This window comes from Mesorhizobium sp. P2_C4 (assembly GCF_056404575.1).
Map to the genome: position 1 here is coordinate 769,880 of NZ_JBFUDT010000003.1, position 15,894 is coordinate 785,773.

A 15,894-nucleotide genomic window follows, 5' to 3' on the forward strand; every position below is an offset into this window, starting at 1 on the left:
CGTTGGTCGTGCCGAAGTCAAATTCCTTCATGATTTCAGCACCCAAACAGATCGTTCCAGAAAACGAACACCGTGAAGCCGAGCACCAGAAGCAGGCCGGCCCTGTAGACCATTTCCATCATCCGTTCCGACACCGGCCGCCGGATGACAGCCTCCACGCCGTAGAACAAGAGATGGCCGCCGTCGAGGGGGGGAATCGGCAGAAGGTTGAGAAACCCTATCCCGACCGACAGCCCGGCAACGAGTTGCACCAGCCACAGGAAGCCCAGTTTTGCCGCCTGCCCCGACATCTTCGCGATCTTAATCGGGCCGCCCAGCTGGCATTTGTCTTCGCGGCCGACGACGAATCGCTGCAGGAACTGGCCGGTGCGCTGAATGACGTGCCCCGTCTCCTCGACCGCGGCGCCTACCGCTCCGACAGGGCTGTAGGTGATCAGCCTGGGTTGGCCGAGTTCCTTGTTGTTGACGACGCCAATGACGGCCACCTTGACCTTGTTGCCCAGCGCGTCCTGCTGCTCCATCGGTTCCGGCGTCGCCGTAACGGTGACCTCCTTGCCGTCTCGCAGCATGATGAAGGTGATGGCATCGCCGGCGCGGCCTGAAACCAGGCGCTGGACGTCGGCGAAGCTCTCGACCTTGCTGCCGTCGACAGCAACGAATCGGTCGCCAGGCAGAATGCCGGCCCTCTCCGCCGGACTGCCGGCAGTGACTTGCGCCACCATCGGCTCCATCACAGGGCGGCCGTAGGCGGAAAACAACACTGCGAAGACGGCGATCGTCAGCAGGAAATTGAACAGTGGCCCGGCCACCACGGTGGCCGCGCGCTTCCAGATCGGCTGGGTGTGGAAAGCAATCTTGCGTTCCGCATCGGTCAGCGTTTCCAGATCTTCCGCGCTGGGCTGGCTCGACGTGGCGTTCATGTCGCCGACAAATTTGACATAGCCGCCGAGCGGTATGGCGCAGAGTTTCCAGCGCGTGCCGTGGCTGTCGTTGAAGCCGAAAAGTTCGGGGCCAAAGCCGATCGAAAAGGCTTTTACGCCGATGCCGCACCAGCGGCCGACGAGGTAGTGGCCCATTTCGTGGACGAACACGACCACGGTCAGCACGAACAGGAAAGGCACCAACGTGCCGAGGACAAAGCCCTGCGTGCTGAAAACCGCGTGAAGAATCTCGTTCAAGTCATGCCCTCAAATTCATCCGCAGCGCAGCTCGCGCCGCGACTGTGACATCAATGCGGGCGAATCCGTGGCGCGCGCCATTCTTCGCCCTGAAAATGCTGCTCAAGCCGGAAACAACCCCTGCGCCGGATGATCGGCGGTCGCCGAAATCCAGCCGATGACGTACAGGGCGAAGGCCGCCGCGACAAGCCCGTCGACCCTGTCCATGACGCCGCCATGGCCCGGTATCAGCGCGCTGGAATCCTTGCGCCCGTGGCGGCGCTTGACCCATGATTCGAAAAGGTCGCCGGCCTGGGCGACGATCGACAGCACCAGCGCAACCAGGCCAAGGACACCAAGATTGCCGGCACCGGCCGCAGCAGCCAAAAGCACCCCCGCAACAACGCCGCCGATAGCGCCGCCGAGCGCGCCGCTCTGCGTCTTGCCAGGTGAAATCGACGGCGCCAGCTTCGGGCCGCCGACAGCGCGGCCGACGAAATAGGCAAAAATGTCGGTCGCCCATACCACCGCGAACAGAAACAGGATCGCCACCAGGCCGGAATGGTCGCCGTCGCGCAACAGTGCCAGCGAAAGACCGGAAACAGCGGCGTAGGCAATGCCGGACGAATCCCACTGGGTTGTTCCGCGAATCCGTGCGGCGACAGCCGTGACGACAACCAAGGCTGCGACAAGAGGCAGCAGCCAAGACGCCGGCAGGCCGGCGATCAAGGCGCCAACGAAAACCAGAAGCAGCGCTTCCGGCAGAAAGCCGAGGCCCGCAACGGCGGCCGGACGCGACATGCGCGTCCATTCATAGAAGATCACCGCCGCCATGGCGGCGCAAAGCAAACGGAACGACAACCCGCCGAGCCAGGTCAGGCCAAGGGCAATCACAGCCAGAACGACTGCCGAGACGACTCGAAGCTGGAGATTGCTCATGCCGGCGCCGGTCACGAAGCGACGTCTTGGGCGGCAAGTCCGCCAAAACGGCGCTCGCGGCCGGCGAAATCGCGCAATGCATCAGCCAGATGCTCACGACTGAAGTCAGGCCAGTAGCAAGGCAGGAAGACAAGTTCGCTGTAGGCTGCCTGCCACAAAAGGAAGTTCGACAGCCGAAGCTCGCCGCTGGTGCGGATGACCAGCTCCGGATCGGGAATGCCTTGCGTGTCGAGGGAGCCGGCAAAGGATTCGGCTGATATCGCCTCGCTGGCGATTTCGCCGCGCGCCACAGCCTCGGCGAGCTTGCGCGCCGCGCGCACGATCTCGTCGCGTCCGCCATAGTTGAAAGCGATGACCAGGGTCAGCGACTCGTTGCCAGCGGTCAGCGATTCGGCCTCTTCGAGCAGGCCCCTGATGTCGGGCTGCAGCCCTGCCCTGTCACCGATGATCCTCACCCGCACGCCGCTCTGGTGCAGCTCGGCAAGGTCGCGGCGGATGAACAGCTTCAACAGACCCATCAGGTCGCTGACTTCGGCTTTCGGCCGCGACCAGTTTTCCGACGAGAAGGCATAGACGGTCAGGAAGGAGATGCCGAGACCGGGTGCTGCGCGTACGGTCTTGCGCAGCGCCTCGACACCGGCGCGATGACCGGCGAGCCGCGGCATGCCGCGCGCCTTGGCCCAGCGTCCGTTTCCATCCATGATGATCGCGACATGCGCGGGCGTTGCCATGTTCTCGCTTTCGGGCCAGCCGATGGCCAGACCCTAAACCTGCATGATTTCAGCTTCCTTATCGGAAAGCAGGTGGTCGATGGTGCTGATCGTCTCATCGGTCAGCTTCTGGACCTGATCGGAGCGCTTGCGATGATCGTCCTCGCTGATGTCGCCGTCCTTTTCCGCCTTCTTCAGGAAATCCATGCCGTCGCGGCGCACGTGGCGCACGGCGACGCGAGCATTCTCGGCATAACCATGCGAGATCTTGACCAGCTCCTTGCGGCGCTGCTCGTTGAGCTCTGGCAGTGGAATCCTGAGATTGGTGCCGTCGACGATCGGGTTGAAGCCGAGATTGGATTCGCGGATGGCACGGTCGACGGCGCCGACCATCGACTTGTCCCAGACCGAAACCGAGATCATGCGCGGCTCCGGCACCGACACATTCGCCACCTGATTGATCGGCATGGTGGTGCCGTAAGCCTGGACCTGGATGGCGTCGAGCAGGTTGCCAGAGGCGCGGCCGGTGCGCAGCGAAGCCAGGTCGTGCCTGAATGCGGCGATCGCGCCATCCATGCGCCGCTTGAGATCGTCGAACTCACCACTCATCATTGTCTCCTCGACCCGTTTGCCCGGGTTCACTACTTGTGTTCGAGCCTCACTCCGAAAACCCCGGTTTTCGGGATTGTGCTCCGGATCAATCGTCGGCAACGACCGTACAACGGCCGCCGCCCCTCAGAATGTCGCCAAAACCACCCTTTTCGTGGATCGAATAGACGATTATCGGAATGTTGTTTTCGCGCGCAAGTGCAATCGCGGCGGTATCCATGATGGAAAGGCCTTTGTTGATCACTTCGGCATGGCTGATGCGCTCGAAGCGCGTCGCGTGCGGATCCTTCTTGGGATCGGCCGAATAGACACCGTCGACCTGGGTGCCCTTGAACAGTGCGTCGGCGCCGATTTCCGCGGCGCGAAGGGCTGCGGCCGAATCGGTGGTGAAGAACGGATTGCCGGTGCCGCCGGCGAAAATGACGACCTTGCCCTGGTTCATATAAGCGGTCGCCTGGCGTTGCGAAAAGCTCTCGCAAAGCTCGGGCATGGCGATTGCCGACAGCACCACGGCGTCGACGCCGATCTTGTTCAGCGACGTGCGCAGCGCCAGCGAGTTGATGACGGTGGCGAGCATGCCCATGTGGTCGCCGGTGACGCGGTCGCCACCCTTGGAGGCTACGGCCACGCCGCGAAAGATGTTGCCGCCGCCTATGACGACGCCGACCTCGATGCCCAAAGCGCGGGCCTCGGCGATGTCGGCGGCGATGCGATCGACCACCGACACGTCGATGCCGAAATGCTGTTCCCCCATCAACGCTTCGCCTGATGCTTTCAGCAAGACACGTCGAAAGAGAGGCTTGGCCGTCATCTGGTTCCTCGAAAATCTCGGCGCGGGAATTCGGGAGGCAAAACCGACCCCGCTTCGCCCGGCGGTGCTGTCACGATGCGTTGACCCGATACACGAAGGGCGCGGCGATGTCACGCCGCGCCCTGTCGCAAATTCCCAGCCGTTTGGCTTGCAGCCGATCAGTTGCTGCTGATGCTGACCGCCTCACCTTCGACAACCACCGGTGGTGCATAGCCGGAAGGCTTGTCGCCGGTCACGGTGCCGCCGCTAACCCTGGCCTGTATCTCGGAACCGAAATATGAATGGGGGAATGGCGCCGGAGCGCGGCTGACCGCATCCAGCCGATCGCGAAGGTCAGGGGGAAGCGAGAAGTCCAGCGCCGCGAGATTGTCCTGCAACTGAGCAAGCTTCGTTGCCCCCAAGATGACGGAGGCGATGCCCGGTTGCGTCGCCACCCAGTTGAGTGCGACCTGGGGCATGCTGCGGCCGAGCTCGGCGGCGACTTTTTCGAGTTCGGCCACGATCGCCCAGTTGCGCTCGCTGAATTTCTGGAACCCCGGATGGGTGGTGTTGCGAAAACCATCGAGCCGGCCAACGTTTCCGACCTGCGTCGGTCGGTATTTGCCGCTGAGCAGGCCGCTGGCCAGCGGGCTCCACACCATGATGCCGGCGCCATGGCGCGTACCGAAGGGCACGAATTCATGCTCGATGGTGCGCTCGGCGAGGGAGTATTCGAGCTGCAGGGCCGAGATCGGCTCATAGCCGCGCAGTTCGGCGATCGCCTGCGCCCGGCCGGCATACCAGGCCGGCACGTCGGACAGGCCGATATGGCGCACCTTGCCCATGCGGACCAGGTCGTCCAGCGTGCGCAAGACCTCCTCGGCCGGCGTCAACCTGTCCCAGACATGCAGGAGATAGAGGTCGATATAATCGGTGCCCAGCCGCTTCAGCGAGGCGTCCACGGCGCGCAAGATGTTCTTGCGGCCGTTGCCGCCGCCATTTGGGTTGCCGGGCTCGGTGTTGAAGGTGAACTTGGTGGCGATGACCGCGCTGTCGCGCAGACCGCGCTCGGCGATGAATTCCCCCAGCCAGGTCTCGCTGGTGCCGCCGGTGTATAGGTCCGCGGTGTCGAAGAAATTGCCGCCAGCCTCGACATAGGCGTCGAACATGGCGCGCGCGGTTTCTCTGTCCGCGCCCCAGCCCCATTCGGTGCCGAAGGTCATCGTGCCCAGCGCCAGCCGGCTGACCCTGAGGCCGCTGTTGCCAAGGGTGTAGTAGGCCATGGTCATGATGTCGCTCCGATCCTGATCCGATGTTCAGCGCCGATCCTGTCCTGGAGTCGTCTTCACCCACGAGTTGCCGCGCTCGTGCGTCATTCGGAAGGTGAAGCCATCCACCTTCCAGCCTGCGCCGGAACGGACCAGATGGTGTTCGTATGTGCCCCAGACTTCCCAGAGCGGGTCGCCATTGCCTTCCATCCGGTTCCAGGCATACGCGTTGGAGAAGACGGTCGCAGCTTCGGCGTCGATGACGACCTGATGGTTGGTGCGCAGATGCAGGCTGGTCTTGCTGCCTCTGAGATTCGCTGCCCAGGTTCCGATCAGGTCGTCCGAGGCGATGGTGGCCGCAGGCTGTCCGCTCAGGCTGCTGAAGTCGACGGTGACGCGGTCGGCGAAAAAGCTGCGGGCGAGCCGCCAATCCTGGGCATCGACGGCGCGATCGATGGCATCGGCGATGCTGATGACGGCACGCTCGTCGGCGAGCGCCATTTCCTTAGACGGTTCGGCCCCGCCGGCATCGAACGGCGCCAGCGCAAGGCTCGCCGCTGAGGTAACGTCCTTCAACGCATTCATCTCTCATCTCCTTTGCGCATCGGCCCACTGCCGATGTGTTGGCGACAATGTGGGCCAACGCGCAGGTGGCGATAAGATTGCATTATTCGTAGTGACTATGCGATATTGCTCATGAATGGGTCGCGACCTGCTCAACCATCTGCCAGTCGTCATCGCCGTTGCCCGGCGCGGCGGCTTTGCGCTTGCCGCGGCCGAACTCGGCATGAGCCCATCCGCCGTCAGCCATGCGGTGCGCCTTGTCGAGGAGCGCATTGGCCAGCCTCTGTTCGCGCGCACGACGCGCAGCGTCTCATTGACGGAAGCCGGCAAGGCACTGGTTGAGACGGCGGCCCCTGCCCTTCAGGACATTACCGAGCGGATGGACCGGATCCGTGCCATCAAGGGCCGGCCTTCGGGCCTGCTCAGGCTCAATGTTCCCAACATCGCTGTTCCGCTGGCGGTGACGCCGGTGATCGCGGCGATGGCGGTGCGCTATCCGGATGTGACAGTTGAATTGCTTACCGACCAGGGGCTGGTCGACATTGTCGGCGAGGGTTTCGACGCCGGCATCCGGCTGGGCGAAATGATCGCGCAGGATATGGTCACGGTCCGGCTGACGCCGCCGTTTCACGCCGTCATCGTTGCCAGCCCCGCCTATATCGGCCGGCATGGCCGTCCGCGCGATGTGGCCGATCTCGCCAACCACAATTGCATCGGCTACCGGCTCGTCCGCTCCGGTGCGCTCTACCGCTGGGACCTGACCGAGGACGGCAAGGATGTCGTCGTGGAGACGAAAGGTACGGTCATCGTCACGGATTCGCTGGCCGCGATCGACCTGGCACTTGCAGGTGTCGGCCTTGCCTATGTGTTCGAGCCGCTGGTGCGCGCGGAGCTGGCCGCCGGCCGGCTGGTTCAGATCCTGCCGCAAACGGCGATCGAGGAGCCCGGCCTGTTCCTCTACTTCCCGCGCCGGGCGGCGATGGCGCCGAAGCTGCGGGCCTTCATCGATACCGCACAAGAAATCGGCCGGACATCCTTGCGGACACCCGACCGAGTTGCCTGAGCTGAGAAGCCCCTTTCAGGGCTGTTTCTAAAGGATTATTTCTTCACCGCAGCCGCGACTTCCGCCGCGAAATCGGTCTCTTCCTTCTCGATGCCCTCGCCGAGCGCGAAGCGCAGATAGGCGGTGATCTTGGCCGGAGCGCCGATGTCCTTCTCGGCATCCTTCAGCGCCTTCTCGACGGTGATGTCGGGATTGAGCACGAAAGCCTGCTTCAAGAGCACAACCTCTTCGTAGAACTTGCGCATACGGCCCTCGACCATCTTCTCGATGATCGCTTCCGGCTTGCCGGACTGGCGCGCCTGGTCGGAGAAGATCGCCATCTCGCGCTCGATGGCTGCCGGATCGATCTGCTCTGCGGTCAGCGCCAGCGGGTTGGTGGCGGCGACATGCATGGCGACCTGGCGCCCAAAGGCGTTGGCTGCCTGTGCGTTGCCAGTGGTTTCGATCGCGACCAGAACGCCGAGCTTGCCAAGACCGTCGGCAACAGCGTTGTGGACGTAGGTAGCAACCGCGCCGTGCGGGACGGTCAGCTTGGCCGAGCGGCGGAAGCCCAAATTCTCGCCAATGGTGCCGACAGCGTCCTTGATGGTGTCGGTAACCGACTTGTCGGAACCGGGATACTTTGCGGCAGCAACGGCCTCAGTCGCGCCATAGGCGAGCGCCACCTTGGCGACGTTGGCGACGATTTCCTGGAAAGCGGCGTTGCGGGCAACGAAGTCGGTCTCGGAATTGACCTCGACGACAGCGGCTTCACGCACGCCGTTGTCGACGCCGATCAAGCCTTCGGCAGCGGTGCGGCCGGCCTTCTTGTCGGCCTTGGAAATGCCCTTCTTGCGCAGCCAGTCGACGGCTTCTTCCATGTTGCCGTTGGTCTCGGTCAACGCCGCCTTGCAGTCCATCATGCCCGCGCCGGTCAAGTCGCGGAGTTCTTTGACCTGTGCAGCCGAAATGCTCATTGTCGCCTCTTTGTTTAAATGCACCGACGCACCATCGGTTCTCGATGGTGCGTCCGTTTAGCGTGCCAAAATATTAGAAAGATGAAGGCCGGGACCGGCCTTCGATTATCAAGCCTCGGGGGCTTCCGATGCCGGAGCCGGATCGAGCGCCGGCTCGACCGGAGCTTCGACCGAGGCGCCGATGTCGACACCGAGCGCGCCCTGCTGGCGGGCGATGCCGTCAAGCGCCGCCTTGGCAATCAGGTCGCAATAGAGCTGGATGGCGCGAGCCGCGTCGTCATTGCCCGGGATCGGGAAGTCGATCTTGTCCGGATCGCAGTTGGAATCGATGATGGCGACGACCGGGATGCCGAGGCGCTTGGCCTCGAGGATGGCAATCGCTTCCTTGTTGGTGTCGATGACGAACATCAGGTCGGGCGTCGAGCCCATGTCCTTGATGCCGCCGAGCGCCTTGTTGAGCTTCTCGCGCTCGCGATCGAGGTTGAGGCGCTCCTTCTTGGTGAGGCCCTGGGCCTCGCCAGCCAGCATCTCATCGAGCTTGCGCAGGCGCGAGATCGAATTCGAGATCGTCTTCCAGTTGGTCATCATGCCGCCGAGCCAGCGGGAGTTGACATAATACTGGGCCGAACGCTGTGCGGCATCGGCGACGATGTCGGACGCCTGGCGCTTGGTGCCGACGAACAGCACGCGGCCGCCCTTGGCGACGGTGTCGGAAACCTGCTTCAGCGCCTGGTGCAGCAAAGGCACCGTCTGCGAGAGGTCGATGATGTGGATGTTGTTGCGGGCGCCGTAGATGTAAGGCGCCATCTTCGGGTTCCAGCGGTGGGTCTGGTGGCCGAAGTGAATGCCAGCTTCCAAAAGCTGGCGCATGCTGAAATCAGGCAGTGCCATTCTTAGTTCCTTTCCGGTTAGCCTCCACGGACACAGGCATTTTTGGACTTTGTCCTCGAACGCCACCGGAGGTTTCAGCCGGATTTCTCCCGGGCAGACACCAAAGTCCGTGTGTGGAATGAGCGCGCATATAGAGGGGATGCGCGATAAAGGCAAGCGCTGTGGCGCCTCAGCATTCAGCGTGCGGCGATCAGTGCACCGGTGCCGATCATGGCGCCGCCGGCAAACCTGTTCATCAGCCGCATGCGCCGCGGCGTCCTGAACCAGCCCGAGGCTCTGCCTGCAAGTGCCGCATAGGCGCCCATGGTGACAATGTTGACGCTGATCACCACCGCAATCACCAGCAGCCCGTCAGCGAAGGTGATGGTGTTGAGATCGAGGATCAGCGGCATGATGGAGGCGTGGAACAGGATCGCCTTGGGGTTGCCCAGCGCTATCGAGGCGCCGAGGAAAAACGATCGCGACAGCCTTGCCTGCTCTGCTGGCGATCCATCCGATTGCGCGCCGGCCGACCGCCACATCCTGATACCGAGAAAAACCAGATAGGCGGCGCCTGCATATTTCAGGGCGAGAAACACCCATTCGAAGGTCTGGGCCAGCGCCACCAGGCCAAGCAGCGCCAAAGTGACCAGCACCGCGTCACCGGCGGCGACGCCGAGGCCGGCCATGAAAGCTCTGACAAAGCCGCGCGAGACGCCGTTGGTGATGACGGCAAACATCGCCGGGCCAGGCGTGGCGGCGGCGAGCGTGATCGCGATGCAATAGGCGACAAAAGCCGTCAATGTCATGACCGTATCTTCCCTTTCGGCACCCGCACGCGCCGGAAAATCGCGACGATCTCCTCGCGGCTGCATTGGATCGCGCCGAGCCGTACCGCGCGGTCGCGTTCAAAACCGGTTATGTCATAGTGCGGCGCCGATGTCTTCGGCGGACCCTGATAGGACGAGCGTTTGACGCCAAGCTGCGCTGCGAAACGATGCAGTTCGTCGGTGTCGTCGGCCATCAGATGGCACCAGCGATGCCCGACCCATTTCCAGATCGCCGCGTCGACATAGACCGCCATGACGGCTTGGCGGCGCTATTTCGCCGGACAGGGCTTCGACTGATCGAACAGCGACAGGTTGACCAGCTTGCCGGTCATCGAGAAGTCGCCATAGTCCATGACGAGGTCGCGCGTGATGCCGTTCTCGTGCAACTTGAAGCTGATCCGGTATTCCGGCACCTCTTCGCCTGACTTGTCGGTTTCGTCGAAATAGGCGATGTCGACCGGCCAGTATTTGTCGCCGGCGAGCTTGGCCAGCGCCGGCGCTTCCGGATCGGCCTTGTCGGCATCCGTCTTCTTGCCGACGACGACGGTGGTGGTCATCACCTTGTTGGCGTCTTCCGAGCCGTCGAACAGGTTGGTTTCGTAGAAGCTTTCGCCCTTTTCGGCCCTGCCGATCAATTCGACCAGATGCTGGGTCGGAAACTGGGTGGCCGCCAGTTCAAGGCTGCTCTTCTCAGGCTTGTCGATATCGACCTTGAGCCCCTTGGTCTCTTTCGTGGCGATGCCCTTGACCTCCTTGTCGAGGTTCTGGTCGACGAAGGACTTTGTCACGAAAGAGAAGGTCTTGCCTTCGGCGTCCTCGAAAGTGGTCGTCTGCTGGTCGGTCAGCCTTGTGTTGTCACTGGTGGCGATCTGGGTGACGAAGCGGAATTTCACCGTATAGCCTTCACAAGGCGAGCCGTTGAACTCATAGACCATGCGGCCCGAAATGCCTGTAATGCCGGAGCGATCGGATGCCTTGTCGAGGGTCAGATCATAGACGGCGCGATGCGCCTGCAGCGCCGGCACGGCGAAGGCGGGAGCCATCGAGAAAACCGCAGGCAGCAGAACGGCGTGGAATGCGAGGCGCGTTGCGCGCATGAGGTGCTCCGATCATCGCGGCTGATGGCAGGCCGCAGGGAAAGATGGTCCAGCTTAAAAAAAGTCGTGGCGGAAGCGAGGCAAAAATAGCAATTTCGGCCCGGCCTGAGCGGCGTCATCAAGCAATAAGGAAATACCATGAGTGAAACAATCGAAAAGCGGCTAAGCGATCTCGGCGTGACGCTTCCGGTCGCCGCCGCGCCCGCCGCCAACTATGTGCCCTATTGCCGGACCGGCAATCTGCTGTTCACCGCCGGACAGTTGCCGCTGAAGGACGGCAAGCTGCAGGCGAGCGGCCTGCTCGGCCGCGACGTCGACACGGCGGGCGGCAAGGAAGCGGCAAAATACTGCGCAATCAATATATTGGCGCAAGCCAAGGCGGCCCTTGGCGATCTCGAAAAAATCCGCCGCCTCGTGAAGATCACCGTCTTCGTGGCCTCGGCGACCGATTTCGTCGAGCAGCATCTGGTTGCCAACGGCGCCTCCGATTTTCTCGTCACCGCACTCGGCGACCGCGGCAAGCATGCCCGCTCCGCCGTCGGTACCGCCTCGCTGCCGCTTAATGCCGCAGTGGAAATCGAAGCGATCTTCGAAGTCGAATGAGCCTGACATGACAGACCTTTCCTGGCTCACCGCCCGCCCCGTCGCCCATCGCGGCTTTCACGACATGAACAAGACGCGCTGGGAGAACACGCTTTCGGCCTTTGCCGCGGCCGCCGAACGCGGCTACGCGATCGAGTGCGACGTGCACCTGTCGTCGGACGGCATTCCGGTCATCATCCACGATGGCGATCTGCAGCGGCTGACTGGCCAGGACGGCTTCGTCTGGCAGCGCACGGCAGCGGAGATGACGGCGCTCAAGGTCGGCGGCACATCAGATCATTTGCCGACGCTGCAGGAGGCGCTCGACCTGGTCGATGGCCGCGTGCCGATGGTGGTCGAGCTGAAAGGGGTTGCCGGCCACGACGAAGGCCTGGTGGCAAGCGTCGGCAAGCTGCTCAAGCGCTACAAGGGCAAGGCGGCGATCATGTCGTTCGACCATTGGCTGATCCGCGATTTTCCCAAATACGCGCCTGGCATCCCCGGCGGACTGACCGCCTATGGCAAGGACGTCAAGCTGATCGAGGCGCATTTCGCCATGCTGGCGAACGAGATTGCCTTCACCTCCTATGCGGCGGGCGACTTGCCGAACCAGTTCGTCTCCTTCGTGCGCGAAAAGCTCAAGATGCCGGTGATCACCTGGACCGTGCACGACCAGCCGGCGGTGGACCTGACCTTCAAATATGCCGACCAGATGACGTTCGAGGGCTTCGAGCCCGATCACGTCAAAGTTGCCTGAAGCCGGGCTTGTACGGACCCGCGCGGAGCTTAAATAAGCCTCATGGATCAAGGTGATGAAGGCGACGGGCAAGCGGTGGATGCAGAGTATTCGATCCGCGTCGCCGCGGGCATCGGCGCCTTTACCTGCGACGAATGGAATGGTTTTGGCGGGACCACGCGCGGTGACACAGAAAACGGCTACAACCCTCTCGTTTCATTCGCTTTTCTGAGTGCGCTTGAAGATTCCGGCTGCGCCGCGCGGCGCACCGGCTGGCAAGGCCATCACCTCAGGCTGGAGACGGCGCACGGCAAGCTGCTCGGCGCGGTGCCCTGCTATCTGAAATCGCACAGCCAGGGCGAATATGTGTTCGACCATGGCTGGTCGGATGCATTCGAGCGCGCCGGCGGGCGCTATTATCCAAAGCTGCAATGCGCCGTGCCGTTCACGCCGGTTACCGGCCCGCGCCTGCTGGTCAGCAAGGGCGAGGACAGCCGCACCGTCAAAGCCGGCCTGGCGACCGGCCTGAAGGCGGTGACGGAAAAGCTCGGCGTGTCTTCCGCCCATGTCACCTTCGCGCCGGAGGGCGATGTCGAAGCCCTGGAGGGGGCAGGATTCCTGCACCGTACCGACCAGCAGTTCCACTTCTTCAACGAAGGCTTTTCGACCTATGACGACTTTCTCGCCACGCTGGCTTCGCGCAAGCGCAAGGCGATGAAGAAAGAGCGGCGCGAGGCGCTGGCCGACGGCATCTCGATCGACTGGCTGACCGGCAAGGACCTGACCGAAAAGGCCTGGGACGATTTCTTTGCCTTCTACATGGACACCGGCAGCCGCAAATGGGGGCGGCCCTATCTCACCCGCGAATTCTTCTCGCTGATCGGCGAACGCATGGCTGAAGACATCCTGCTGGTGATGGCCAAACGCAACGGACGCTACATTGCCGGCGCCATCAACTTCATCGGCTCGGACGCGCTCTATGGGCGCAACTGGGGCTGCATCGAGGACCACCCCTTCCTGCATTTCGAGGTCTGCTACCATCAGGCGATCGACTTCGCCATCGAGCGCAAGCTGAAAGTGGTCGAGGCCGGTGCGCAGGGCGAGCACAAGCTGGCGCGCGGCTATCGGCCGGTGACAATGCACTCGGCGCACTATTTGGCGCATCCCGGCTTGCGCAAGGCCGTCGCCGACTATCTCAAGCGTGAACGGCGCGAAGTCGAGCGGATGAGCGAATATCTGGAAGAGCACACCCCGTTCCGCAAGGATCTGGCGGACTAGGCGGGTTCCGCGAGACTGTACCATTGCTTGCGACAAGTCGCCGGGCGCGACAAACCAGAGGTATTGCTGGCGAAGCCTGCCTGCGCCCGCTGTTTACCGGGTCGGCGGAATCCGCTAAGCAACGCCGAGGGCATGGGTGCGAAAACACCCTGGGGTTGGCATGCAGGGTTTGGCATCCGTGGGGCAATGGCTCGGCGTGGCGGGGTTTGTGGCCGCGCTGCCGTTGGTCGTTTGGCTGGAAGGCAAGCCTGGGACCTGGCCTCTTGGCTTTTCCACATTCCTCCTTCTCTTTGGCTTCCTGCACCTGCTGTTTTCAGGAACGACCGTCGCGCTCTGGATGACGCTGGTGCTGGCAGCGATCATAGGCATCGCCTCCAAACTGAAATATCGCCATCTCGGCTTCAATCTCCTGGCTGGCGACTTCTATCACCTCGCCGCAAGCAGCTTGCGCAGCGTCTTTGTCGACCATGCCCGAATGGCGGTGCCTGCTCTCTTCGGCGCGGCCGCAATCGTGACGCTCGCCATTGCCGTCGACATGACGCTGGTCGAGCCGGCGACGCCGCTGACGTCGCGTCTTGCCGAGTTCGCCGTGGCGGCCCTGATCTACATGGCAGTGTTCCGGATCAGCGGTGGAGTGGCTCGCTTCCGCTTCGATCTGCTCACCAGAGACCGCGCCCATCTTTCCGCTTTCGCGGCATCATGGCTCGGCGCGGGACCATCGCGACGGCCAAACTTCGTCGATATCGCTGCCGATGCCTTGCCGCTTCTGCCGCCGGAACCAGCTAGGCGGGCGGCTGATGAGATCCGCCCGCACATCTTCATGATCCTGCATGAATCGACATTTGATCCAAGACACCATGGCCTGCCGATCAACCGGGCATTCGAGCATTTCTTTTCGCCTCCGCACGGTCTGTCGGGGGCTTTGCATGTCGACGTCTTTGGCGGCAGCACGCTGCAGACCGAATTTTCGGTGCTAACCGGCCTGTCCTCGCTTTCCTTTGGCAGTGACAGCCGTTTCGTCTTCCACCTGCTGGACGGACGCCTGCGTCACGCTCTGCCTTCGGTGCTTTCAGGCATCGGATACCACGTCTCCCATGTGAGCTGCGACCGGCCCAACTTCGTCAATTGCGATCGTTTCTACAAATCAATCGGGTTTGAAGAGGTCTGCTACGCCGCGACCTTGCCGCCTCCCTTCGATAGGGAGCGCTGGCGGCGCGAACGTCATGACGAGCAGCTCTACAGCCATGCGCTTGGCCGGATTGCTAGCCGCGTGGCGGGCGGAGCGCCTTGTTTCCTCTCGATAATGACATTGATGAACCATGGCGATCATCGCCGCCGCATCTTTCCCGCCGACCGCCAAGCCGAAATCCGGCGCGAAGCCATCGCCACAACCGGCGACGCAAGATATGGCGAGTATGCCGTGCGACTGGCTGAAAGCGTCGAAGCCTATGCAGCGTTTCGCAAGCAACTCGAAACCGTGTTGAATGGCCAGTCGGCCATCATCGTGCGTTATGGCGATCACCAGCCGTCATTCACGGCGACTCTCACCGGCCTGTTGCCTCCCGACCCGGCCTTGCACAAGACGTTCTATGCAATCGAGGCCATCAACAGCGCATTGCCCGACGATCTTTGCGCCCCGGCCGTGCTCGACGCGGCATTCCTGTCGACATTGACCGTGGCCGCCGCGCGACTCCCCCTCGACCCGGTATTCGCAACCAGGACGGCCTTGTTGACGGACTGCGCCGCTCCTTATTTCGCAAACGAGTCGCTGCGCAAGAGACGGTTCCATCGCGCGCTGGTTGAAGCCGGCATGGTCGATCTCGCCTGAGCGTCTTGCCGCCCGCCAGCGGCTTCGCTAAACGGGACGGCGAGACAAATCCGGAGCATCGCCATGGCCGAAAGCGTCTACGATCCCAACAACATCTTCGCGAAAATCCTGCGCGGCGAAATTCCTTCGCACCGCATCTACGAAGATGATGCAGTTGTGGCCTTCATGGACGTGATGCCGCAAGGGCCGGGCCATACGCTGGTGGTGCCGAAGGCGCCGTCGCGCAACCTGCTGGATGCCGACCCGGCAACGCTCGGCCCGCTCTTTGCCATCGTGCGGAAGGTGGCGCTGGCGGTCAAAAAAGCTTTTGGCGCCGACGGCGCCACCATCCTGCAGTTCAACGAGCCGGCTTCGGGGCAGACCGTCTACCATCTGCATGTGCACGTCATTCCACGCTTCGAGGGCATCCCGCTGAAGCCGCATACCGGCGAGATGGAGAAGCCGGAGGTGCTGGCCGCAAATGCCGAAAAGATCCGCGCGAGGTTGAATGATTGAAGGCTGATCGCTCCGGCTGACGGCGCTCCGGCAGCAATCGCTTCCCGACGAGGACAGAATCGGCCTGCCGGACACCGGCTTGAGCTTGGCGCGCGACAGGTGTGAATTCGAACTATCTGCTT

General features: G+C 62.6%; 18 protein-coding genes. 6 read left to right on the plus strand and 12 right to left on the minus strand.

Annotation, left to right across the window (positions count from 1 at the left end):
- Positions 1 to 35 precede the first annotated feature (35 nt).
- From rseP to AC1DX6_RS16355, 7 genes are all read right to left on the minus strand, one after another.
- On the minus strand, positions 36 to 1,178 hold the full coding sequence (gene rseP / locus AC1DX6_RS16325) for an RIP metalloprotease RseP (protein ID WP_477315002.1): 1,143 nt from the start codon (positions 1,176 to 1,178) through the stop codon (positions 36 to 38).
- Positions 1,179 to 1,280: 102 nt separating this feature from the next.
- A complete protein-coding gene (locus tag AC1DX6_RS16330) occupies positions 1,281 to 2,096 on the minus strand; it encodes a phosphatidate cytidylyltransferase (protein ID WP_477315004.1) in 816 nt (271 codons plus the stop codon).
- A gap of 11 nt (positions 2,097 to 2,107) precedes the next feature.
- Positions 2,108 to 2,827 (minus strand): isoprenyl transferase, encoded by a 720-nt coding sequence (locus AC1DX6_RS16335; protein ID WP_477315006.1) that lies wholly within the window; start codon positions 2,825 to 2,827, stop codon positions 2,108 to 2,110.
- A gap of 33 nt (positions 2,828 to 2,860) precedes the next feature.
- Positions 2,861 to 3,415 (minus strand): ribosome recycling factor, encoded by a 555-nt coding sequence (frr, locus tag AC1DX6_RS16340; RefSeq protein ID WP_477315008.1) that lies wholly within the window; start codon positions 3,413 to 3,415, stop codon positions 2,861 to 2,863.
- An 88-nt stretch (positions 3,416 to 3,503) separates the two neighbouring features.
- On the minus strand, positions 3,504 to 4,226 hold the full coding sequence (gene pyrH / locus AC1DX6_RS16345; RefSeq protein ID WP_477247113.1) for a UMP kinase: 723 nt from the start codon (positions 4,224 to 4,226) through the stop codon (positions 3,504 to 3,506).
- 158 nt (positions 4,227 to 4,384) lie between these two features.
- Entirely contained in the window at positions 4,385 to 5,494 is a 1,110-nt protein-coding gene (locus tag AC1DX6_RS16350) for an aldo/keto reductase (protein ID WP_477315010.1), read from the minus strand.
- A 27-nt stretch (positions 5,495 to 5,521) separates the two neighbouring features.
- Complete coding sequence (locus AC1DX6_RS16355; protein WP_477315012.1) at positions 5,522 to 6,058, minus strand: nuclear transport factor 2 family protein; 537 nt, start codon at positions 6,056 to 6,058, stop codon at positions 5,522 to 5,524.
- A gap of 115 nt (positions 6,059 to 6,173) precedes the next feature.
- Here AC1DX6_RS16355 and AC1DX6_RS16360 point away from each other — a divergent pair, with 115 nt between their 5' ends.
- Positions 6,174 to 7,100 (plus strand): LysR family transcriptional regulator, encoded by a 927-nt coding sequence (locus AC1DX6_RS16360; protein WP_477315014.1) that lies wholly within the window; start codon positions 6,174 to 6,176, stop codon positions 7,098 to 7,100.
- 35 nt (positions 7,101 to 7,135) lie between these two features.
- Here the strand turns inward: AC1DX6_RS16360 and tsf are convergent, their stop codons facing one another.
- From tsf to AC1DX6_RS16385, 5 genes are all read right to left on the minus strand, one after another.
- A complete protein-coding gene (gene tsf / locus AC1DX6_RS16365; protein ID WP_477315016.1) occupies positions 7,136 to 8,056 on the minus strand; it encodes a translation elongation factor Ts in 921 nt (306 codons plus the stop codon).
- A 108-nt stretch (positions 8,057 to 8,164) separates the two neighbouring features.
- Entirely contained in the window at positions 8,165 to 8,947 is a 783-nt protein-coding gene (rpsB, locus tag AC1DX6_RS16370; RefSeq protein ID WP_477315018.1) for a 30S ribosomal protein S2, read from the minus strand.
- A 176-nt stretch (positions 8,948 to 9,123) separates the two neighbouring features.
- The gene (locus tag AC1DX6_RS16375; protein WP_477315020.1) at positions 9,124 to 9,735 is read right to left on the minus strand and encodes a LysE family translocator; all 612 of its coding nucleotides are present in this window, start codon (positions 9,733 to 9,735) and stop codon (positions 9,124 to 9,126) included.
- Positions 9,732 to 10,010 carry a DUF4031 domain-containing protein gene (locus AC1DX6_RS16380; RefSeq protein WP_477315022.1) on the minus strand — a complete coding sequence of 93 codons (279 nt, stop codon included), beginning with the start codon at positions 10,008 to 10,010 and terminating at the stop codon, positions 9,732 to 9,734. The genes AC1DX6_RS16375 and AC1DX6_RS16380 overlap by 4 nt, the downstream gene beginning before the upstream one ends.
- 15 nt (positions 10,011 to 10,025) lie before the next feature.
- Positions 10,026 to 10,853, minus strand: coding sequence for a cell envelope integrity EipB family protein (locus AC1DX6_RS16385; RefSeq protein WP_477315024.1), 828 nt, complete (start codon positions 10,851 to 10,853; stop codon positions 10,026 to 10,028).
- Between the two features lie 138 nt (positions 10,854 to 10,991).
- Here AC1DX6_RS16385 and AC1DX6_RS16390 point away from each other — a divergent pair, with 138 nt between their 5' ends.
- The 5 genes from AC1DX6_RS16390 to AC1DX6_RS16410 all read left to right on the plus strand — a co-directional run bounded on the left by AC1DX6_RS16390 (position 10,992) and on the right by AC1DX6_RS16410 (position 15,772).
- Entirely contained in the window at positions 10,992 to 11,456 is a 465-nt protein-coding gene (locus AC1DX6_RS16390; RefSeq protein WP_477315026.1) for a RidA family protein, read from the plus strand.
- Between the two features lie 7 nt (positions 11,457 to 11,463).
- Positions 11,464 to 12,192 (plus strand): glycerophosphodiester phosphodiesterase, encoded by a 729-nt coding sequence (locus tag AC1DX6_RS16395; RefSeq protein ID WP_477315028.1) that lies wholly within the window; start codon positions 11,464 to 11,466, stop codon positions 12,190 to 12,192.
- Positions 12,193 to 12,234: 42 nt separating this feature from the next.
- Complete coding sequence (locus tag AC1DX6_RS16400) at positions 12,235 to 13,449, plus strand: GNAT family N-acetyltransferase (protein WP_477315030.1); 1,215 nt, start codon at positions 12,235 to 12,237, stop codon at positions 13,447 to 13,449.
- 160 nt (positions 13,450 to 13,609) lie between these two features.
- Complete coding sequence (locus AC1DX6_RS16405) at positions 13,610 to 15,277, plus strand: sulfatase-like hydrolase/transferase (RefSeq protein ID WP_477315032.1); 1,668 nt, start codon at positions 13,610 to 13,612, stop codon at positions 15,275 to 15,277.
- A 63-nt stretch (positions 15,278 to 15,340) separates the two neighbouring features.
- Positions 15,341 to 15,772, plus strand: a complete 432-nt coding sequence (locus AC1DX6_RS16410) for an HIT family protein (protein ID WP_477315034.1) — start codon at positions 15,341 to 15,343, stop codon at positions 15,770 to 15,772.
- The last annotated feature ends 122 nt before the right edge of the window (positions 15,773 to 15,894 follow it).